22 protein-coding genes are annotated in these 19,986 nt (G+C 71.1%); 9 read left to right on the top strand and 13 right to left on the bottom strand.

The genetic code is table 11. The features are described from left to right. Positions 1–19: 19 nt before the first annotated feature. Together K8556_RS01900 and K8556_RS01895 are read left to right on the top strand one after the other, a co-directional pair. A complete protein-coding gene (locus tag K8556_RS01900) occupies positions 20–421 on the top strand; it encodes a hypothetical protein (protein WP_223738309.1) in 402 nt (133 codons plus the stop codon). A gap of 3 nt (positions 422–424) precedes the next feature. Then, a complete protein-coding gene (locus tag K8556_RS01895; protein WP_223738308.1) occupies positions 425–799 on the top strand; it encodes a DUSAM domain-containing protein in 375 nt (124 codons plus the stop codon). Positions 800–805: 6 nt separating this feature from the next. On the opposite strand, the gene K8556_RS01890 is transcribed toward K8556_RS01895, so the two are convergent. From K8556_RS01890 to K8556_RS01875, 4 genes are all read right to left on the bottom strand, one after another. Further along, positions 806–2,968, bottom strand: coding sequence for a diguanylate cyclase (locus K8556_RS01890; protein WP_223738307.1), 2,163 nt, complete (start codon positions 2,966–2,968; stop codon positions 806–808). Next, positions 2,965–3,246 (bottom strand): septum formation initiator family protein, encoded by a 282-nt coding sequence (locus tag K8556_RS01885; RefSeq protein ID WP_223738306.1) that lies wholly within the window; start codon positions 3,244–3,246, stop codon positions 2,965–2,967. The genes K8556_RS01890 and K8556_RS01885 overlap by 4 nt, the downstream gene beginning before the upstream one ends. An 83-nt stretch (positions 3,247–3,329) precedes the next feature. Continuing rightward, the gene (locus K8556_RS01880) at positions 3,330–3,857 is read right to left on the bottom strand and encodes a TlpA disulfide reductase family protein (protein WP_223738392.1); all 528 of its coding nucleotides are present in this window, start codon (positions 3,855–3,857) and stop codon (positions 3,330–3,332) included. Further along, entirely contained in the window at positions 3,854–4,348 is a 495-nt protein-coding gene (locus tag K8556_RS01875; protein WP_223738305.1) for a Fur family transcriptional regulator, read from the bottom strand. The genes K8556_RS01880 and K8556_RS01875 overlap by 4 nt, the downstream gene beginning before the upstream one ends. Positions 4,349–4,586: 238 nt before the next feature. Between K8556_RS01875 and K8556_RS01870 the strand changes: the two genes are divergently transcribed. The 4 genes from K8556_RS01870 (at position 4,587) to K8556_RS01855 (ending at position 7,250) form a co-directional block, all read left to right on the top strand. Then, the gene (locus K8556_RS01870; protein WP_223738304.1) at positions 4,587–5,825 is read left to right on the top strand and encodes a hypothetical protein; all 1,239 of its coding nucleotides are present in this window, start codon (positions 4,587–4,589) and stop codon (positions 5,823–5,825) included. Between the two features lie 23 nt (positions 5,826–5,848). Then, on the top strand, positions 5,849–6,169 hold the full coding sequence (locus K8556_RS01865) for an FmdB family zinc ribbon protein (protein WP_223738303.1): 321 nt from the start codon (positions 5,849–5,851) through the stop codon (positions 6,167–6,169). A 66-nt stretch (positions 6,170–6,235) separates the two neighbouring features. Further along, positions 6,236–6,439: a hypothetical protein gene (locus K8556_RS01860; protein ID WP_120530714.1), complete on the top strand. Its 204-nt coding sequence runs from the start codon at positions 6,236–6,238 to the stop codon at positions 6,437–6,439. A 55-nt stretch (positions 6,440–6,494) separates the two neighbouring features. Next, positions 6,495–7,250, top strand: a complete 756-nt coding sequence (locus K8556_RS01855) for a hypothetical protein (RefSeq protein WP_223738302.1) — start codon at positions 6,495–6,497, stop codon at positions 7,248–7,250. A gap of 4 nt (positions 7,251–7,254) precedes the next feature. Here the strand turns inward: K8556_RS01855 and K8556_RS01850 are convergent, their stop codons facing one another. Both K8556_RS01850 and K8556_RS01845 read right to left on the bottom strand, forming a co-directional pair. Continuing rightward, positions 7,255–7,986, bottom strand: a complete 732-nt coding sequence (locus K8556_RS01850) for a PHP domain-containing protein (protein WP_223738301.1) — start codon at positions 7,984–7,986, stop codon at positions 7,255–7,257. A 57-nt stretch (positions 7,987–8,043) separates the two neighbouring features. Beyond that, the gene (locus K8556_RS01845; protein ID WP_043321624.1) at positions 8,044–8,319 is read right to left on the bottom strand and encodes a hypothetical protein; all 276 of its coding nucleotides are present in this window, start codon (positions 8,317–8,319) and stop codon (positions 8,044–8,046) included. 251 nt (positions 8,320–8,570) lie between these two features. On the opposite strand from K8556_RS01845, the gene K8556_RS01840 reads away from it, so the two are divergent. From K8556_RS01840 to K8556_RS01830, 3 genes are all read left to right on the top strand, one after another. Beyond that, complete coding sequence (locus K8556_RS01840; protein ID WP_014397120.1) at positions 8,571–8,765, top strand: hypothetical protein; 195 nt, start codon at positions 8,571–8,573, stop codon at positions 8,763–8,765. 100 nt (positions 8,766–8,865) lie between these two features. Beyond that, positions 8,866–10,254 (top strand): sigma 54-interacting transcriptional regulator, encoded by a 1,389-nt coding sequence (locus tag K8556_RS01835; protein ID WP_223738300.1) that lies wholly within the window; start codon positions 8,866–8,868, stop codon positions 10,252–10,254. A 138-nt stretch (positions 10,255–10,392) separates the two neighbouring features. Next, the gene (locus tag K8556_RS01830) at positions 10,393–10,869 is read left to right on the top strand and encodes a hypothetical protein (RefSeq protein ID WP_223738299.1); all 477 of its coding nucleotides are present in this window, start codon (positions 10,393–10,395) and stop codon (positions 10,867–10,869) included. A gap of 3 nt (positions 10,870–10,872) precedes the next feature. Here the strand turns inward: K8556_RS01830 and K8556_RS01825 are convergent, their stop codons facing one another. From K8556_RS01825 to K8556_RS01795, 7 genes are all read right to left on the bottom strand, one after another. Continuing rightward, positions 10,873–11,838 carry a hypothetical protein gene (locus K8556_RS01825; RefSeq protein WP_223738298.1) on the bottom strand — a complete coding sequence of 322 codons (966 nt, stop codon included), beginning with the start codon at positions 11,836–11,838 and terminating at the stop codon, positions 10,873–10,875. 268 nt (positions 11,839–12,106) lie between these two features. Next, on the bottom strand, positions 12,107–12,793 hold the full coding sequence (locus K8556_RS01820; protein WP_223738297.1) for a hypothetical protein: 687 nt from the start codon (positions 12,791–12,793) through the stop codon (positions 12,107–12,109). Between the two features lie 34 nt (positions 12,794–12,827). Continuing rightward, positions 12,828–14,642 (bottom strand): metallophosphoesterase, encoded by a 1,815-nt coding sequence (locus K8556_RS01815; RefSeq protein WP_223738296.1) that lies wholly within the window; start codon positions 14,640–14,642, stop codon positions 12,828–12,830. Further along, on the bottom strand, positions 14,618–16,393 hold the full coding sequence (locus K8556_RS01810) for a GMC oxidoreductase (RefSeq protein WP_223738295.1): 1,776 nt from the start codon (positions 16,391–16,393) through the stop codon (positions 14,618–14,620). The genes K8556_RS01815 and K8556_RS01810 overlap by 25 nt, the downstream gene beginning before the upstream one ends. After that, positions 16,377–18,497 (bottom strand): patatin-like phospholipase family protein, encoded by a 2,121-nt coding sequence (locus K8556_RS01805; RefSeq protein WP_223738294.1) that lies wholly within the window; start codon positions 18,495–18,497, stop codon positions 16,377–16,379. The genes K8556_RS01810 and K8556_RS01805 overlap by 17 nt, the downstream gene beginning before the upstream one ends. Continuing rightward, a complete protein-coding gene (locus tag K8556_RS01800) occupies positions 18,494–19,036 on the bottom strand; it encodes a hypothetical protein (protein WP_223738293.1) in 543 nt (180 codons plus the stop codon). The genes K8556_RS01805 and K8556_RS01800 overlap by 4 nt, the downstream gene beginning before the upstream one ends. Further along, positions 19,033–19,974, bottom strand: coding sequence for an acetoacetate decarboxylase family protein (locus K8556_RS01795; protein ID WP_223738292.1), 942 nt, complete (start codon positions 19,972–19,974; stop codon positions 19,033–19,035). Before K8556_RS01795 ends, K8556_RS01800 begins: the two co-directional genes overlap by 4 nt. Positions 19,975–19,986 lie beyond the last annotated feature (12 nt).

The following is a 19,986-nucleotide window of genomic DNA, read 5'->3' as shown; positions in this document are numbered from 1 at the left end:
GAGAAGACGCTCCCATACCATGGGCCACATGAACTTTCGGGCCTGGATTGCAATGCTCGCGGTAGGGGGGCTGACCGGAGGCTGCGCTGCTGCACCGCTCGCGACATGCACTCCGGCGGACTCCACCGTGAGCTGCTGCATCAAGTCGCATCCCCTGAATCCCGTCGACAGTTGTGGCGCTTCCGAGGCTGAGGTCATCGCCGCACTCTCGGTCCTGAGAACGGCCTACGAAGCCTCACGGCTGACCGAAGACGACTTCGCCAACAACGCCCATCTTCCTGAATGGCAGCAGGCCTGCATTCGCAACTACGTGGATTGCAAGAACCAGGGCTGGAAGGGCCGCTGCTATGAGTGTCTGCGATACTGCGAGGGGCAACAGGAATGGCCCTTCAAGGCGTGCGCTCCTACTTCCAGGAAATGAGCCATGGTCGAAGACCTCGAAGGTGACTGGCATCAACTCCGCGTGCTCGACACGCGCGCCCAGACCAAAGGCACCCTCGTCTTGGACGACGCCCTACGCGCGCTCCTGCGCCGCGCGGGCCCATCCGTGGCCATGACCACCGCGGAGGTGGAAGCGGGACTGCGCACCCCGGAGGCCGCACTCACCCTCCTCCACCAGATGCGCCAGCGCGTCACGGAGGGCTCGCGGCGCATGGGCGATGCGCTCCACCGCATGTACCGGCTGCGCGAACAGGGTGACCTGGACGGCGCGCGTCAGCAGATGCGGGACCTGCTCGCCGTGGAGGTCGTGCCCTATTACCGCGAGCTCGCGCAAGGCCAGCTCGCGGACCTGGACTGAAGCGCCCTACTCCGCGACCGCCGCCAGCTTCCGGCCACCCTGCATCTGCGCCACCGTCACGGACTGGTTCCGGCCATTGCGCTTCGAGTGGTACAGGCACTGGTCCGCCAGGTCGATGAGCTGCTGCTTCTCCATCGCGTTGTCCGGGAACGTCGCGATGCCCAGCGACATGGTGATCCGCAGCGGGCCCATCTCCGTCTGGAACACCTCCGCCATCACCGCCTCGCGGATGCGCTCCGCGATGATCTTCGCGCCCTGCGAGTCCGTCTCCGGCATCACCATCACGAACTCCTCGCCGCCGTAGCGCGCGACGACGTCCGTGTCCCGCGCCAGCGTCTTGATGATGCGCGCCACGCCCTTGAGCACCTGGTCGCCCGTCGGGTGGCCGTAGGTGTCGTTCACGCTCTTGAAGTGGTCCACGTCCGTCAACATGATGGAGCACTTGCGGTTGTACCGCCGCGCCTGCGCCAGGATGTCGTCCGCGCGCGACTGGAACGTGCGGTGGTTGAGCAGGCCCGTGAGCCCGTCCGTCGTCGCCATCTTCTCCATCTGCTCGTAGAGCTGCGCGCGCAACACCGCCTGCGCCGCCTGGATGGCGATGACTTCGATCATCCGCAGCACGTCCTGCTCGAACGCCGCCTTCTTGCGCGACCCCGCCACCAGCGTGCCCAGGATGCGGTCCCCCGCCACCAGCGGGAAGATCTTCAGCGCGCCCAGGCCGCGCACCTGCGTCTCCTCGTCGAAGATGACCTGGCGGTCCATCGCCTTGATGTCCCGCCCCGGCAAGGGCGCCCCGTAGCGCACCACGTTCGCCACCAGGCCGTTGTTGTCCTGGAACGTCTGGCCCTCCAGCGCCTTGCCCTGCGCCGTCACGCCCGTCATCCGCGCCACGCGGTGCACCCGCTTGCCCTCGTGCTCCGACACCAGCGTCACCGCGCAGAAGTCCAGCCCCGCCAACTGCCGCGTCGCCTCCAGCACCGCCACGAACACCTGGTCCGGGCTGCCCGCGCGGTTGAGCTCCTCGATCGCCCGGAAGAACCGGTCCTTCTCGTCGCGCGTCTTGCGGATGTAGCTCATCACCCGCTCCACCTCGATGGAGCGCAGCACCTCTCCCGCGATGGTGGTCAGCATCTTCTCGTCCTGGTCCGTGAACGGCTCGTTCTTCAGCTTGTCCGCCACCAGCACGCCGCGCACCAGCCCGCTGCCCTCCAGGATGGGCACCGCCAGCAGCGCCTGCACCGTGGGGCCGCCGCTCTCGTAGTACGTGACGCCCTTGAGCCCCTGCGGCGAGTTCATCCGCACCGGCGCGCGGCGCTTCAAGACGCCGCCGATGATGCCCTCGCCCGCGTTGAACTTCTCGCGCTGCACCCGCTCCGACCCCGAGCGGCAGTCGTACAGCTTCAGGCTCCGGTCATCCGACGTGAGCAGGAACGCCGCGCAGGTGTCCGTGCGCAGGCCCGTCTCCGCGATCTCCAGCGCCGCGTGCACCGCGCCCTCAATCTCCTTCACCGACGCGACCAGCCACTTCTCGTCGGAGTTCATCCCGCTGAAGCTGTCCTGCGTCCCGGAGGACACCAGCCGGAAGGTGCGCGCGCGCTCCTCCACCTCGCGGATGCGCTTCTGCACCGCGTCCGACTCCGCCCGCTTCGCCACCAGCATCCGCGCGGACAGCACCAGGTGGTACAGCCCCGCGAACAGCGCCAGGAACAGCGTGTGCGTCAGGAACCCGGTGACGTTCACCACCGGCCCGCCCAGCGTCACCAGGCCGTCGTACACCAGCGCCACGCCCAGGAGCGTCATGCCCGCGTTGCGAGGCAGGAACGCCACCAGGAACGCCATCAGGAGGTAGACGATGGGGAACAGCTCCCCGCCGCCAATGGCCACCACGATGAAGGCCGCGGAGATGAGCCCGCCGCCCAACTCCAGGTCGTCGCGCAGGTCGATGACCGCGCCCACCGAGGAGCGCATGGCCCGGCGCCACGCCGCCATGCCGATGCCGACCAGCAGCCCCATCACCAGCGCCGCCTCCGTCCACCCCAGCGTGTGCAGGCCCCGGAAGCCGCCGCGCGCCAGGTGGACGAACGTGGCCAGCGCCACCGTCGCGGGGATGGCGCGGAAGAACGCGCGCATGAGCTTCGCGGGAGAGGGCACCACGGACAACGAGGTCATGGCGACTCCAGGTGGAAGACGATTTCGCCCGGCTTCACGTAGCCGAGCTCCTCACGGACCGACTGCTCCAGCGCCGCCGGATCCTTGCGCAGCGCCGCGATCTCCTTGCGGAGCGCGTCGTTCTGCGCGGCCAGCGCGCGGTTGCGCTCGTCGAGCGCCTCCACGTCCTGGCGCAGGCGCAGGTAGCGCCGGAAGCCCTTGGCGTCCGCCACCGAAGCGAGGCTCAAGGCCACCGCCACCACCGCCGCCACCATCAGGAGCTTTCGCCGGGACGTCATGAGCGCCGGCGAAGGTACCAGCGGCCCCCCTGCCCGCAAGAATTCCGCTCCAGCCCTGTAGCACCCGCGGGCGGGGGCGGAAATCAGTCCGCCTTCAGCAGCTTTTCAATGGCCTTCGCCACGTCCGCCTGGCCTTCAATCCCCTGCCACGCGGCCACCGCGCGGCCGTGCTTGTCCAGGAGCACCGTGCTGGGCAGCGCCCGGATGCGGCCGAAGGCGCTCTGCCCCGCGCGCATCCGCTCGTCCGACAGGAGCACCGGGTACGGGAAGGCGTAGTGGTTCGCGAACGGCCCCAGCACCCGGCCCTCGTCGATGTCCATCCCCACCGCGACGACCTGGAAGCCCTGGGGACCGTAGGTCTCCTGGAGCTGCTTGAGCGTGGGCAGGTCCGCCAGGCACGGGAAGCACCAGGTGGCCATGAAGGACACCAGCACCACCTTGCCGGGGAGCTGGCGCGGGTCGTACCGCGTGGGCCCCACCGACGGCAGCCACAGCGCCCGGTAGAACGCGGGCCCGGCGTCCACCGGCCCGCCGTGGGCGCACGCGCCCGTGAGGGCCAGCACGCCCAGCGCCACCGCGCCCAGGAGCGCGCGCCGTCGCACCGGACTCAGGCCTCCGACCCCGGAGGGCCACCCCGGAGCTGGCACTCGCGGCACAGGCCGTACAGCTCCATCTTGTGCGACGTCACCGTGAAGCCGTGCTTGCGCGCCACCGCGTCCTGGAGCGTCTCGATGCGGTCGTTCTCGAACTCCACGATGGTGCCGCAGCTCGTGCAGATGAGGTGGTCGTGGTGCTCGCGCCCCGCCGCCGCCTCGTAGCGCGTCTGCCCGTCACCGAAGTTGCGCGCGTGGGCCAGGCCGCACTCGTTGAGCAGCTTCATCGTCCGGTAGACGGTGGCCACGGACACCTTGGTGTCCTGCTCGCGCACCTTGTTCCACAGCTCCTCCACGGACAGGTGGCCGCCCACCTCGAAGAAGGTGTCGATGATGAGGCTGCGCTGGCGCGTGCTCTTCAGGCCGTGCTGGGCCATGTAGCGCGCCAGCACCTCGTCCTTGTCCTTGTCCGCGTGGGAATGGGAGTGGCTGTGGTGGTGGGTCGTCATCTGCAATCTCTGGAGCACCCCATGTGTTGGGGTGGGGATGCCTGCTCCCGCAAGACAATCTGGCCGGGCCGCCCGGGCGAGCGCCCGCTCCCCCGCTGACTACCACGGAGTCCGGCGTCTTCGACTTGCGCCGCGCGTGGGCTGTTTACATTGAGGCCGGACTGGCTCATTGACACCTGTCTGGCCGCGAAGATAAGGGCATCCGCCCTCGTAAACGAGCAATTTTCCGAACCTTTCCATGATCAGTCCCTGGCAGAGAAGACGGCAGCCCGATGACGTACCCACCCCGGTGGCGGTGGCGGTGTCGGACTTCTGCCGACGCGCGAAGGCTCCGGCCCCCGCACAGCAGGTCCGCGAAGCGCTCGCGCTCCTCACGGAGGAGGAGGACTTCCGGGTCCGCGCCCTCACGGATGGTGAACCGGAGACCTCTCCCCTGGGTCCCTTCGCGGTGGTGGACATCCTGCGCGGCGTGACGCCGGCGCTCGCGGCCCAGCGCCAGGAGTGCGGCTACTACGACGTGGCGCAGGAGCTGGCCCAGGTGCGCGAGGAGAAGACGCCGCCCCCCGCGCCCGCCCCCACGGCGCCCGTGTTCGCGCTCCCCACCCCTCCTTCCGAGGAGACGGACGCGAAGACGGGGCGCCGCAAGAGCGCCAAGGCGGAGGCCGCCGCCGTCCAGGAGCGCATCGCTCCGAAGAAGCGCACCACCGACGCGGACGACGCCGACACCGCCGCGCCCGCCCAGGCCCCCCAGGCTCCGCCGGAAGAGGAGGCCCCGCGCTTCCTCAAGCGCGAGCTGCCCCGCCCCCGCGGCCGCTTCACCCGCGTGGAGGCCCAGCGACTGTCCTTCTTTGAACTGACGCGCGCGGAGGGCAAGGAGACGCTGGAGGCCGCCATCGAGGCCACGGAGCACCGCTACTCCCTGCTGCGCACGCTGGAGCACCGCTACAACGGCCCGCGCGGGGAGCTGACCCAGGTCGACATGGAGAACGTGCTGCGCCAGCACGGCATCATGGAGACGCTGGAGGCCCGCGAGCGCCACAACATCGAGACCGCCTACGCGTCCCAGCGCGGCGCCGCCGGCCGCGTGGCCTGGGCGCTCGGCCTGTCTCCCAGCGAGCTGCAGCGGCTCACGCACGCGCTCAAGCTGGAGGAGGCCGTGGAGGCCCTGCGCGAGCGCTTCCGCAACGAGGTGCTGGCCACGGGCCACCTCACCCACCGGTTGGACCTGCTCGGCCGGGACAAGTACCTGGTGGACCTGGGCATCCAGAAGCGCTTCGCCGACGCGCTCCGCAAGGAGCTGGAGCGGCTGGCGAAGGACGCCCTGCCGGACGCCACGGATCTCCACTCGCTGGCCAACGTCGTGGGGCGCAAGCACGGCGCGCCCGCGGAGCTGGTGACTCGCGCCTTCGAACGCCTGAACCTGACGGAGGGCCTGCGCAAGCAGCTCTCCGCCCAGGCTCAATCTCCTTCGCACTGACCCACCGACGAGGTACCCACCCCATGCCCATCTACGAGTACGGCTGCTCGGCCTGTGGAAAGACCATCGACGTCCTGCAGAAGATGTCCGACCCGACGCCCCCCGCCTGCACCGCGTGCGGCGCCCAGGGCACGCTGAGCAAGCAGGTCAGCCGCTCCAGCTTCCACCTCAAGGGGGGCGGCTGGTATTCGGACCTGTACGGCTCCACGAAGAAGGACGGCGGCGGTTCGTCGTCATCCTCCTCTTCGGCGTCGTCGCCCGCGGCGTCGAGCAGCACGAGCGCGGCGGCCAGCGCTCCCGCGGCCGCGCCGAGCACGCCGGCCGCGTCCGGCGACAAGTCGTAGCGCCCGCGCTCCACCGCCCCCGGCTGAAAATTCGCTGGGGGCGCGGGGAGGCCGCACACTTGACGCGTGCCCTTTCCTCCCTCGAAGCGTCCCCCCCGCCACTGCGCGCTGTGCGGCCATCCAGAGCTGACGGATGCGCGGGGGCAGGGGCGGTTCCTCCTGGTCGCGGACCCGCATGGCCGCGGCCCCGTGTGTCCTCCGCAGCGCGGCTGCCGCAACGGCAAGCTCGCGGCGACGGACACGCCGGCGCTGACGCAGGCCATCCGCTAGGCTAAGCAGACACCCGCAGGCGCGCGCCGTCCCACCCCGCGCGCCTCCAGGTGCCATGCCGCGTTCCCTCCGCTCCCTGTCGTCCCGTCTCCTGGTGCCGCTCGTGGTCGCGGCAGCCGCCGCCGGCTGCGCGTCCGCCACCCGCATGTCCCCCGAGGATCGCGCCTCCCTGGACCGGAGCCTCAGCGGCCCGGACGCGGAGCAGTACCTGCGCGTCTCCGCCTACCTGACGCCCTTCTTCGGGGACGCGTCCAAGCGGCTGCTCACGCCCTACCCGCCGGAGGACGTGCGGCTGGTGGACGACACCCAGGGCAAGCCCATCAACCCCGGCCCCATCCAGGCCATCCTCCCGGCCGGCTCGCGCGTGCGGATCTCCAAGGTGGAGTTCCCCACCGCGTGGGTCGTCACCGAGCGCGTCCTCTACTCGCCGCGCACCTGGCCGTGGGTGTACGTGACGGTGGAGGGCGCGCCCGCGGGCGAGCAGGTGGTGCTGGTGCTGCCACCCAACCTGGACCGGCCGGACGCGTTCCGCGCGGAGCTGGGGAACACGCTGTCCCCCCACCCGCTGACGGAGCAGCTCAACGGCTTCAGCGCGGCGGTGCGGGAGGCCGTGCGCACCAAGAAGCTGGTGCCGGACATGCCCGCGGACGCGGTGCGCATGGCCTGGGGCCCGCCGGAGTCCGTGCGCCGCACGCTGGAGGGCACCGCGAAGAACGAGGAGTGGCGCTACACCGGCGAGCGCCGCAAGGCGTTCCTCAGCGACGGCAGGCTGGTGCGCGCGGAGGAGGCGGGCAGGTCCGTCCTGCCCTGAGTCCCTAGCGCCGGCCGCCGCGGCGGTGCTGCTTCTTGCCGCCGCCACCGCCCTTGCGCTGGGCCTGGGCCTCGCCGGGCCGGGTGAGGCGGGGCAGCTCCCCGGCCATCACCGGCCAGTAGTCGCCCTTGAAGAGCTCCTCCACCAACTGGGCCTGGGTGAGCACGTCGCGCTTGAAGAAGGTGGCGCCGCGGCCCATCTCGTCCAGGGAGCCGCGCGCGTCGCTGCCGCCCACGCAGGGCACCTTGAGGACCTCCGCGGCCTCCACGGCCAGGTCGTTGGCCGTCTGCTTCACCTTGGCGTTGTAGCCCTCCACCGCGCACAGCACGCCGGACAGCGAGCGCACGTAGTCCATGGCGGGGTTGGGCACGTCGCGGTCGAAGGGGCGGGCCGCGACGATGGCCGCTCCCAGCGCCTTCACCTTGGGCAGGCACTCGGCGGCGCTCCAGGGCTTCTCCCGGTTGCTGCCCCACATCTGCACGGGCTCCGGCGCCAGCTCCGGCTTCGGGAAGAAGCACAGGTACTGGCCCCGGTCCGTCACGAGCTCCAGGCCCACGAAGACCTTCACCTTGGACTTCGCGCCGATCTCGAAGAGCTCGTCGCAGCCGTCCTGGGTGTTCGTCTCCGTGAACGCCACCGCGTCCAGGCCGAACAGGGCCGCCCGCTCCAGCACGGCGCGCGGCTCCAGGTCGCACCCCTTGGACAGGTGGGAATGGGCGTGTAGGTCGATGAGCATGGGCGACGCGTGCCTAACAGGCCTCCCGGGGCCTGTCGAGCCCGCGCGCACAGGCCCTCAGGCGTACGCGTAGGACTGGAAGTTGCCCTGCTTGGCCTGGCTGTTCTTCTCCTCGTACGTGCGGATGAGGTAGCCCATCAGCATCAGCGAGGACGTGTTCTCCAGCACCCGCGACGGATCCTTCGAGATGAGGTTCGCGCTGTAGTTCAGGAAGAACTGCGCCAGCTCCTCGCCCGCCTCCTTCACGATGAGGGCGTTGAGCGCACTCGGTTCCATGGTGCGGATGGTGTTGATGAAATCCACCGCCAGGTCCTTCTTCGTCTTCATGTCCACGGTCCTGCCCCCTCTTTCCGCCCATGCCCCTGGAGCCGGAAATGGCCCCGGGCCCCGCCCCAATCCAAGAACCGGGTGCGACCGGGTGAACCTATGCATGCCGGTCCACCTGCAAACCCCCACCCCTCGGCGCCCCCCCGCTCCCTCACGGATCACGACCGGGGGTCCGCAGCATTTTTGACACCCCGAAACGGCGTGTGCGATAACCCCCGGTCAAGCCTTTTCTCACCACCCACAAGGAGTGGCAGGCGATGTTCACGGGCGTGAAGGTCTTCTCCGCGACGAAGGCCAAGGAGCGGGAAGAGTTGGGTGAGAACGTCACCCGCTGGATCAAGAGCAACGCGGACCTGGAGATCGTGGACCGGGTCGTGTGTCAGTCCTCGGACAACGAGTTCCACTGCTACACGCTGGTGCTCTTCTACAAGCACGCGAAGCCGCCGGCCTGACCGCCGCGGCAAGCCCTGGACTCCTCCCGGGCCCGTCCTCTTCCGGCCACGCGCCTTCCGGTGCGTACGGGGAGGCCGGGCCTTTCTGTTTCCGTATGTTATGGTCCGCGCCGTGGCGCGCTTCGGGGACGACAGCGGGGAGGAGGACCGACAGTTGCGCACGGACGCCCTGCCGGCGATCCGCTCGGCGCGGGTGCGGGTGCGGCTGGTGGTGCTGTCCGGCCCGGACGCGGGCCAGAGCTACCCGCTGACGCCCGGGCGCTACCGGGTGGGCGCGGACGCCAGCTCGGACGTCATCCTCGCGGACCGGGCGGTGTCCCGCAGCCACCTGCTGTTGGACGTGCGCGAGGACGGCATCCAGGCGGTGGACGTGGGCTCGCGCAACGGCTCGTTCTGCGAGGGCATGCGCTTCACCACCCTGGAGGTGCGCCCCGGCGCGGTGCTCACGCTGGGCACCACGGAGCTGAAGCTCGTCCCGGAGGCGGAGAAGGCGCACGCCCTGCCCCTGTCCAACCGCGAACGCTTCGGCAACCTGGTGGGCCAGAGCCGCCGGATGCGCGAGGTGTTCACCCTGCTGGAGCGCGTGGCCCAGGGCGAGTCCGACGTGCTCATCCAGGGCGAGACGGGCACCGGCAAGGAGCTGTGCGCGGAAGGGCTGCACCTGCACGGCGGGCGCTCCAAGGGGCCCTTCGTCATCGTGGACCTGGCGGGCGTGGCGCCGCAGTTGCTGGAGTCGGAGCTGTTCGGCCACGTGAAGGGCGCCTTCACCGGCGCGCAGGCGGACCGGGCGGGCGCCTTCGAGCGCGCGCACGGCGGCACCCTCTTCCTGGATGAAGTCGGGGAGCTCCCTCTGGAGGTGCAGCCCCGGCTGTTGCGCGCGCTGGAGCGCCGGCAGGTGAAGCGGGTGGGCGCCAACGACTACCGCTCGGTGAACGTGCGGGTGGTGGCGGCCACGCACCAGGACCTGGAGGGCGCGGTGAAGGCGGGCCGCTTCCGGGGAGACCTGTTCCACCGGCTCGCGGTGCTGCGCGCCACGCTGCCGCCCCTGCGCGAGCGGCCGGAGGACATCCCGCTGCTCATCGACACGGTGCTGGAGCGCATGGGCAAGCCGCCCAGCGCCCTGTCGGACCAGACGCGCGCCCTGCTGGCCCAGTACCCGTGGCCGGGCAACGTGCGGGAGCTGCGCAACGTGGTGGACCGGGTGGTGAGCCTGGGCGAGTCCGCGCTGCCGGAGCTGCCGGACACGCCTGCCCCGCGCCCTGCCCTGTCCCCGGACCTGGGCCCGGAGGACACGCTGCCGCTGGCGCTGGAGCTGCCCTTCAAGGAAGCGAAGGAGCGCCTCATCGAAGGCTTCGAGCGCGACTACCTGCGCACGCTGCTCGAGCGGTGTGGCGGCAACGTCTCCAAGGCGTCGCGCGAGGCGGGCATCGACCGCGTCTACCTGCGCAAGCTCCTGCGCAAGCACGGGCTGGTGTCCGGCCCGGACTGACGGCGGTCCCCTGCCCCCACTCGCGGTCGCGGTCCCCGTGGCCCGGGTGACACTGGGGCGGACCTCCCTGCCGGGGGTGGTTGTCGGACCGGGTTTCCGCCCCATCTTGGGAGCACCAACGCTCGCGAGGTGGGTGCCATGCGCCAGGGATGGGGGAGGTGGCTGTTCGCTGGAGGGCTCGTGCTGGGCGTCACTGCGTGCCAGTCGCGGGACGGGGCGGTCGCGGAGAGCGGCATGGTGCCGCGGCTGACGGTGCTCCAGCCCGGGCCGGCGGTTCCCACGGAGGAAGGCACCGGCGGCAGCGGAAGCGCGGGCGCGGCGGTGGCGTCCGAGAGCGTGCCGGACTTCTACGGCACGGTGACGCTTTCGGGCTCACGGGGCTTCACGGTGCGCGATGACGACGGCGTGGAGCGGCCGTTCGTGGTGGCGCCGTCCACGCGCATCCTGCGCGACGGCAAGCGCGTGGCCCGCGCCCAGCTCCGGCCCGGCGTGCTGGTGCACACGACCTACGGCGAGCGGCTGGGGACGTGGGTGGCCACGGACGTGGAGATCTACTCCGGCACGCCGTCGCGGGACCTGACCGCGGCGGCGACCGTCACGCCGGTGAAGCGCTGAGCGTCAGTAGACGGCGAGCGCCTGCGGCAGGTGGTAGCTGACGATGGTGAGCACGGGGATCTTCGGGCCCTCGTCCTCGTCGTCGGTGGTCATGCCGGAGGTGACGCGCAGGCCGTCGAAGCGCGCGAGGATGACGTAGTCGCGGCGGGTCTCCAGGAAGGGATCCGGCGCGGCCAGCCGGCCCAGGGCTTCGCGGCCGGTCTCCTCGGAGAGGTTGTCGTAGGTGCGCTCGGAGGCGGACTGGGTGGTGCTCTCGCGGGTGAAGATGGAGCCGCCCACGCGGCCCTCGCCGGTGAGCGCCGTGCGTCCGCCCAGGTCGCCGGAGGACTCCATGACGGTGTCGGTGTTGTACGCGACGCCGACCTCGCGGCGGGAGGCCACGGACTGGAGCCCCTGCTCCACCAGCCACAGCGTGGGGCGCTCCCCTTCCGAGCGCTGGTCGGCCACCTGCGCGCGCAGGAGCACGTAGCGGCCGCGGTAGGTGTCCGGCTGGGCGACGGCGGACGCGAGCGAGAAGATGGGCACCTTGCGCGCGTGGAGCAGGCGCAGCTCGCCCTCCACGCTGCCGCCGCGCTGGGCCACCACACGGGCGATGAGGTTGGCGGCGTCCGGACGCACGCGCAGGTCCTCCGCCCACGCGCTGCCCAGCACCGCGCCCAGTTGCGTGAAGCCGGGGGCCTCCGCGCACACCTTCAGGGCCAGCCACGCGTCGTCGCGAGAGGTCGCCTGGAGCCGGCGGGCGGCGGTCTCGCACGAGGCGGGCGTGGGGTAGCGGGCCAGGAACGCGCGGGCGTCATGCGGCGACGCGGGCGGCTCCTCCGCGGCCACGGAGTGCCGGGGCGCGGGGGCCGGCGTCTTCGGAGGGGGCGCGTCCGTGAGGGCGCGGTCCTCGAGCGCGACATGGGAGTGCGAGGCACCGCAGCCGGTGGCGAGCGCACCCAGGAGGGTCAGCAACGGAAGACGGGGCATGGCGCGGGGCTCCTTGAAGTGCGACAGCGCGGCGGACTGGATGCGCGATGAGGCTGCGCGGGACGGTGAAGCCCTGCGGACTGGATGCGCGATGAGGCTGCGCGGGACGGTGAAGCCCTGCGGACTGGATGCGCGATGAGGCTGCGCGAGACGGTGAAGCGCTGCGGACTGGATGCGCGATGAGGCTGCGCGGGACGGTGAAGCGCGGCGGACCGGGAGACCTGCGTGCCCGACGGACAGGGCGTGCCCCCGGAGCGCGGTGGACGCGCTACAGCGAGGCGGAGTCGGTGTGCTGGCTCGGGCGCGGCGGCGCCTGGCGCGGGATGGACGCGGAGGCGGGCAGCATCAGGGAGCACGCGTCGTGGCAGCGCTCGTCCATGCACGCGAGCGTGGTGGGCCCCGCCTGCTGCCGCGACACGGCCGCGTAGCAGCTCTCGCCGTTGCCGGGGCACTGGCTGCGCGCGGCGCACTCACAGCAGGTGGAGGCCACGGAGGCCATCAACTGCACCTCCTGGAGCACGGAGGACAGCGCGCGGTAGCAGGCGCGCGCCGCGGGCGCGAAGCGGCCCCTGGCATCCACCACCGGCGTGTTGCCTTCGATACCGCAGCGGCCCACGACGTCCGCGTACTTGCGCTCGCAGACGGCGACGAGCTTGGGGTCGGGCATGCCGTCCCGCGCGTTGCTCACGGCCTCCGAGCAGAGGGCGCGCGACGCGTCCTTCAGCAGCTTGATGTTCGCGGACTCCACGTCCGCGTTCGCGCCCTTGGAAGGCGGCACCTCCGCCTCGAACACACACTCCTTGCCCGCGCGCAGCGTGTCGATGGTGCACGACCACGCGGTGGGAGACGCATCCACGAGCGGGGGCGCGCCCAGCGCTTCGGGAGGCAGGGACGACGGCGCGGGGCCGGACGGCGCGGCGCCGAGGATGAGCAGGGACAAGAGCATCGCCTTCATGGGGATGGCAGCGTAGGACGTTGGCCCGCGCCGCTCAAACCGCTCCGCCGGGAGGATGTTCGTCCACCATCATGCCCGGGGGGCCCGGTGGACCGGTCTCCCGCCGCCCCGGAAGCGCCTTCGTCCGGCCGATGACGATGGGCGGCTCGATGAGCCGGGGCGGTGTCGCCCGCGTGTCCGCCGGGTCCGGCACCCACACCGGCTCCTCCGGAGAACGTCCCCGCTTCCACCGTCGCGGCACCCGCCGGAACCCCACCGGGTACACCGTGAGATTGCCCGTCTCGTCGAAGTGGAGCCGCAGGAAGTTCTTCCAGTCCGGGATCGACAGCGCCGAGAACGCCTCGTTGGGGTGACAGGAGAACACGTTGAGCGACAGCAGCAGGTACACGCCCACCACCAGCGGCCCCACCAGCGCACCGCCGCCGAACAGCAGCAGCCCGCTGAAGAAGTCCCGCCGCAGGCTCCACTGGAGCTCCGCCGCCAGCGGCGAGGCGACGGCGGACACGCCCCACGTGAGCAGCAGCGCCACCCCCATGTGCGCCAGTCCATGCGCCACGCCGGCGGCCTTCTTCCAGAGAGGCCCCCTCCGGCGATCCGCGAACGCGACCGCGCCCAGCACCACGCCGGCCCCCAGCACCATGGAGCCCGTGCTCTGCAACGCCGCGTTGATGAGTTCCCGGAACGAAGGCGCGCCCACCGCCCCCTCGTTGAGGTTCGCGGCCACGCCCCAGCCCAGCAGCGTGTAGACGGCGCCCATGAACACGCCGAACCAGGGGTTGATCGCGGTGAACAGCAGGTTGCGCCAGGTGAGCCACTGCGACGTCCGCCGCGACGGGTAGCTCGCCTTCTGCACGAAGCCGCCGGGACTCTGGTCCACCTTGGGCAGGTGCGTGGGGTGCAGGAACGCCCCTCCCCCACCCGCGATGATCTTCTGCCGCCCGTCCGCGTTCTCGTGACGCCGGTAATGGTGCAGGTCCCCCGCGAGGAAGACGCTCACCTTCTTGCCCAGCACCTCCTGCTCCAGGAAGTCGATGTTGTGGTCCAGGAATCCGCGCCCCGCGTGAGGCACCACCTGCTGCTTCACCCACGCGGGCTCCGCGTTGCAGAGGATGATCCGGTCCGTGCCGTGGATCCGCGCGGCCACCTTCTGGAAGAACTCCACCTGCGGCGCGTCCAGGTCGGACTCCAGTTGGAAGTCCGTGCCCAGCAGCCACCAGCCGTGCGGCAGCCTCAACGCGAAGTAGCTGCGCTGCTGCTGCGTGCGCCAGCCATTGGAGCGCCGGCCCTGGCAGAACAGGCGCGTGAAGGACACCAGGCCGTCATACCAGTCATGGTTGCCCGGCACCGCGAACAGGTGCGGCCGGTGCCGCCGCTTGTTCAGCGCGTCCTCGTACGGCACCACCGTGCGCGCCTCGTACTCGTCCACGCTCGCGGTCGGATACACCTCGTCCCCGCCGAACACGAGCACGTCTCCGCCCCGCGTGACATGCGTCGTGCCGGACTCGTCCGTGAGCGCCAGCTCCGGCGCCATCACCGCGGACGCCACCGCGTAGGTGGAGTCCCAGCCGTCGCCCAGGTCCGCCACGTAGTCCAGCCACAGCTCGTCGCGCGGATGGCCGGTGTCGTCCACCGAGTAGTCGAACGCCAGCGGCTGCGGCCGGGACACGGCGTCCAGGAGCCGCCGGTCCGCCTGCTTTCCGAACGTCCCGGACAGCAGCGCCTTGATGCCCGACTTCGCGAGCACGGCCGGGTCGTACCAGGACACCATCTTCCGGCCCGGAGGCGTCTGGGGCTCGGGCTCGACGCGCTGGCCCGGGATGCGGCTCACATCGGAGGCGCGGACGGCCATGGCCCCTCCTCCGCTTCCCGCCACGTGCGTCCGCGCGTGCCCCGGCGGAACGAATCGATGAGCGAATCCGCGAACCGGTCCGCGAGCGCCGCGATGGTGAGGCTCGGGTTGGGCCCGACGGGGCCCGGCATCATCGCGCCGTCGGCCACGTACAGGCCCGGGTGTCCGAAGGCTTCACCCGTCGCGTCCACCACGCCCTCGTCCGGACCGCGCCCCATGGGGCAGCCGCCCAGCGGGTGCACCGTGATGACCCGGCTCAGGTAGCTGAGCGGGTTCTGCAGCAGCCGCCCCTCCAGCGTCCGGGCGATGTCCGCCATCGACTGACGCACCTGATCGAAGTACTCGCGAGACCCGCTCATCCGCCAGTCGATGGCCAGCATCCCGTCGTCCGTCAGCCGCATGTGGCCGTTGGGGAGGTCGCGCCCCATGCCCAGCAGCGGCAACGACGTCGCGGAGCCCAGGCAGTCCCCCAGCATCTCGGCGATCTCCTCGCTCACGTCGGAGTCGTGCGCGTGTCCCGTCCACCCGCGAATCAGGCGCCACGCCAGCTTGAGGCCGCGCTCCATCAACGGCACCTGCCGCGCGCCCTCGTAGAGCCAGTTGACGAACTCCGGGTAGCCCGCGTCCTCGATGTAGTAGCCCCGGCCCGTGCCGCCCTCCTCCTGGCCGCGGAAGTGCAGCGCGCTGGTGATGACCGGCCCGTGCCCTCCCTCCAGGATGCGGGGCAGTTGCTTGCCGGTGCTCGAATCGTGGCACTGGCGCATGAAGCCCAGCAGGTCCCCGTTGCCGCAGAAGCGCGTGCCCAACTGTCCGCTCAGCCCGGGGAAGTTCCGCCGGTTCTTCAGGAGCAGGAACGGGGTGCCGAACGTGCCCGCCGCCAGCACCAGCCGGTCCGCCGTCACGGTGCTGCGCGGCAGCAGGGACTTGGGGCCTTCGCGCGGCACGTCCTCCGGCGTGTCCGTGTGGTCCAGGTACCGCACCACGTAGCCGCCCCCTTCCGAGGGCCACAGCTCCGTCACCTCCGCGAGCGTGCGCAATTCCGCGCCCGCGCGCTTCGCCGCGGACAGGTACGTGTAATCGAGCGTGTTCTTGCTGCCCGAGTTGCAGCCGATGTCGCACTCGCCGCAGAGGTGACAGGTGGTGCGCGTGCGGCCGTGGAGGTTGGGGTGCTCCTCGCGGATGGGCTCGCCCGGGACGGGCACCTCGCCGGGGTTGCCGAACGTCACGGCCAGCGGCGGAAGCTGCCAGTCGTCCGCGTGGCCCAGGCGCTCGGCCGCGATCCGCATGGCCAGCGTCTTCGCGGTCGAGGCATACGGCGGATGCTCCAGCGGGTAGCGCTGCGCGTGCATCATCCGCTCCACGGCGTCGTAGTGCGTCTCCAGGTCCGCGCGGGTGACGGGCCAGTCCTCGTAGCCTCCGCCATGGAGGTCCTCGTGGATGAAGGTCTTCTCGTCCTTGCGCAGGAGCACGTTCGCGTAGATGAGCGACCCGCCCCCCAGCCCCGAGGACACCACGCCGCCCAGCCCCTGGAAGGACCAGAGGTTGAACAGGCCGAGCATGCCCTTGCTCGGGTCCCAGAAGTTGCGGCGCATGTCGTACGGACTGCGCGCGAAGGAGCCCGGCGGATACGCCTTGCCCCGCTCCAGCACGCACACCCGCAGGCCCGCCTCCGCCAGCCGCCACGCCATCACGGAACCGCCGAAGCCAGAGCCCACGATGACGACGTCGAAGTGCTCATCCCTCGTGGCCATGGGGCGCCTCCCCTTCGTGCTCGCGCACCGGTGCCTCCGGGGCGTAGAGGTCCCAGAGCGCGCCCAGGAACAGGCGGCCGAAGCGCGCCATCATCTCCGCGCCCTCCACGCCCCCGCGCGACGAGTGCATGCTGGACACCAGGTGGAGCAGCTCGCGCATGCCCAGCACCAGGACGCCCGCGCCCACCACCGGGCCGCGCGCGTCCACGCCTTCGTGCAGGTAGCTGTAGAGCCGGGTGGTGTCGCGCCAGAGGTCCGGGCCCGGGTCGTCGCGCAGCGTCTTCGTGCCGTCCAGGTAGTAGTCCTGGCCGTTCGCCTGGAAGCGCAGGCCGTAGCTCATGATCTTCGTGCGCGGATCATCCGTGGCGCGGAAGAGGTTGAAGCTCCCGTCGCGCACGGGCAGGTCCATGCCCAGCGGCTTGTATTGCACGTGCGCCACCAGCCGGGCCGCGTGGTCCGGATCGCGGATGAACGCCTCCATGTCGTCGATGGTGATGGTGCAGTGCATGGTGAAGGGCGTGGAGCGCCCGTCGTGGGCGCCCGCCTCCGGGTCGGTGGTGCCCATCGCGAGCGGACCGGACATGGTCTCGCGGAAGCTCAGGTCGTAGGCGGGTTCGGTCATCTGCGTGATCTCCGGGGTGAGGGGCAGGCCCCGGCCGTCCGCCACCGCCAGGTAGCGGCAGGCGTCCGAGTAGCCCTGGTCGATGAGGGTCGCCGCCGTGATGTGGCCCGCGTAGAAGTCCGGGTCCAGGGGCAGCGGGTGCTCGGGTTTGATGAGGTGCACGGTGATGGGCCGCGCGTGTCCCGGCACGCGCTCGCCCGCGAGGATGCGCGCGTTGAGCTCGCGCACCTGCTCCAACTGGGCGAAGAGCGCGCCGTTCGCGCTCAGCTCGATCATGTGGACGTACTGGTGGAAGAAGCCGTCGGAGTACCTGGGCGTGTTGCCGATGCACCAGACGATCCACACCTCGTCCGCGCCCCGGCGCACGGCCTCCATCACGTTGGCGTCCTGGATCCACACCGAGTCCAGGTACAGGTGGCTGTCCTTCGCCACCGGGGGCATGAAGAGCGGCAGGGAGATGCCCGCCACCAGCAGGTCGCGGTCCACGTCCGTGTGCGGGATGGCCTCGTTCGTCTTCCGGGTGAAGTCGCACACGTTGAAGGTGCCGGCGCGGTCGCGGTTGGCGCGGATGGCGTCCACGTCCACGCCCAGGTGCGGGAAGACGCGCTGGATGATGCCGTCCGCGTCCCCCAGCGCGGTGAGCTTCCAGGGCCGCGCGTAGTCGTCCAGCGGCATCAGCGACACGAAGTCCTTCACGTCCAGCGTCCGCCACCGCTCGCACATCTCCGCGGGGGACTGGCCGGACAGCCACATCGCCAGGGTGATGATGCCGCCGGACGTGCCGTCCGCGTGGCGGAAGGACAGCCGCGCGTCCGTCAGCGCGCGCAGCACGCCCGCCTGCCACGCCACGCGCATGCCGCCGCCCGCGAGCACCAGCGAACGCCGGGGGCCCTCCGCTGGAGACACCGGGACGGCCGCGCCCTCCCCGAGCGCGCGCGGGGACGGCCGGGGAGGCCCGCCATTCCGGGTCGCCTCCGCGACACGCAGCGCGCTGACGGAGGGGCTGGCGACCTCTGGAGAGGCCTCCTCTGTCCGCGGCTTGAGCACGGTGATGATCTGCTCGCGCTGGCGCAGCGACGCGTAGAACCCCAGCACCAGCACGGCGGACAGCAGGTCGAACGCCGCCACCCCCAGCGCCAGGGGCGACAGCAGGCCGCGCGCCACGCCCACGGTCACCATCCCGCAGGCGCCCACCTTCTGGAGGCCGGTCCATAGGAAGGCGGCGGGGTTCGCCCGGGGCTCGTGCAGGCCGTGCAGGAGCAGGCCGCCGAACAGCACCATGAACATGCCCACGATGCGGAAGAAGTGCGCGGGCGCGGCGGACGCGTCCGCGTGCAGCAGCCGCAGCTCCAGCCCCGGCAGGAACATCTGCGCCGTGCCGGTCGCGATCGTGATCCACCCGATGGCCGCGAGCGCCCAGCGCCACGGGCGTCCGTTGACGCGGGCCTGGCGCTCCAACCATCGCGACGCGGCCGGGCTCATGCGTGGGCCTCCCGGCGCGCCGTCACGGACAGCCCCACGCGGAGGCGCTTCGCCGCCGGGTGCTCCGCGCGCAGCACCCGGTGCACGAAGTAGCCCAGCGTGAACAGCCACTGCACCGTCCACAGCCCCACGCGGATGCGGTTCATCCGCATCCACGCGTCCAGCACCTCCCTCAGCCGTTCGGGCGACGTGATGCCGGCCGCCATCTCGGCGTTGTACGGGAAGATGAAGATGCGCGTGAGCAGCGTGGCCACCGCCACCGCCAGCAGCACGACCAGCGGGTACAAGAGAAGGGCCGTCCGGCGCTCGCGCCACGCCAGCACGCCGGAGGACAGCAGCATCACCGCCGTCATCCAGGTGAAGAACCGCGTGGCCGCCTGCACCTGCGGCACGAACTGCAGGAAGTAGTTGTCCACCGTGAGCTGGGGCGCGATGGGGAACGAGAAGAGGATCAGCGACCAGCCCGTGCCCAGGTACATGGACGTGCACAGGAACAGCAGGCACGCGTTCGCCAGATCCAGACGGCCGCCGCGCTTCATGGACGCGCTTCCTCGCGAGGCCGTGCTCCGGGCACGGGCCCCACGGCCTGGAGCGCCTCCGGCGGTGCTCCCTCCGGCTCCGGCGGCGGCATGGGCGTCTGATCCTGCCCCAGGTCCACCACGCTCTTGAGCCCCTCCGGGTACGTGTCCGGAGGCAGCGTGGGCTCGGTGAGGAACCACGCCTCGCAGTGGTCATCCAGCACGCCGCTGGACGCCGGGAAGAACCCGGTGAGGAACGGCCGGGGGGAGATGCCCAGGTCCCTCAGCACCTGCACGCGCGGATGGTCGCCCAGCTCCAGCGTCCCCCACGCGCGCCTCCCCAACCGGAAGCCGAAGCGGCCCCGGAAGTAGATGGTGGACTTCATCAGCATCCCCCGGAAGGCGCAGTAGTTCACCGCCGCCATCCGCAGCGGCAGCCACGCGAGCTTCGGCCGCTCGATGCGCACGCGCACCGCCTGCTGGCCGCCCTCCTCGTAGCGGCTGCTCACGGAGCCGTCCTCCATGCGGAAGTCCAGCCGGGCCAGGTGCTTGGGCATGCCCCAGATGCCCTTGCCGCCCTTCACGGAGATCTCCGTGTTCACCGGCAGGTCCACCACGTACTGCCCCACGCCGAAGCGCTTCTGGAACAGCAGGGGCAGCAGCGGCGGCGCGGGCCTGCGCCCGTGCGTGCACGCGAGCGCGATGCTGAACTCGATGTACGCGCCGATGTCCGTCTGCTTGTAGTCGATGACGGAGACGAGCAGCACGCTCCGGTCGCGCGACACGCGCAGCGGGTGCAGTTCGTTGCCGGGCAGCAGGGCCGCCGCGCGGCGCGCGTCAACGGTGAAGGCGGCCAACATCGCCGGGGCCCCCTTGGAGTCCACGGGCAGCGCGTAGGGAATGTCATCCACCCGCGAATAGCGGCCGGACTGGGTCTGGATGCGTCGAGGCAGGAACATGGTTTTGCCTTT

This window comes from Corallococcus sp. AS-1-12 (genome assembly GCF_020036995.1).
In the GTDB taxonomy this organism is placed as follows: domain Bacteria; phylum Myxococcota; class Myxococcia; order Myxococcales; family Myxococcaceae; genus Corallococcus.
The sequence above is the reverse complement of the archived record's forward strand: the minus strand, read 5'-3'. Positions and strand labels throughout refer to the sequence as shown.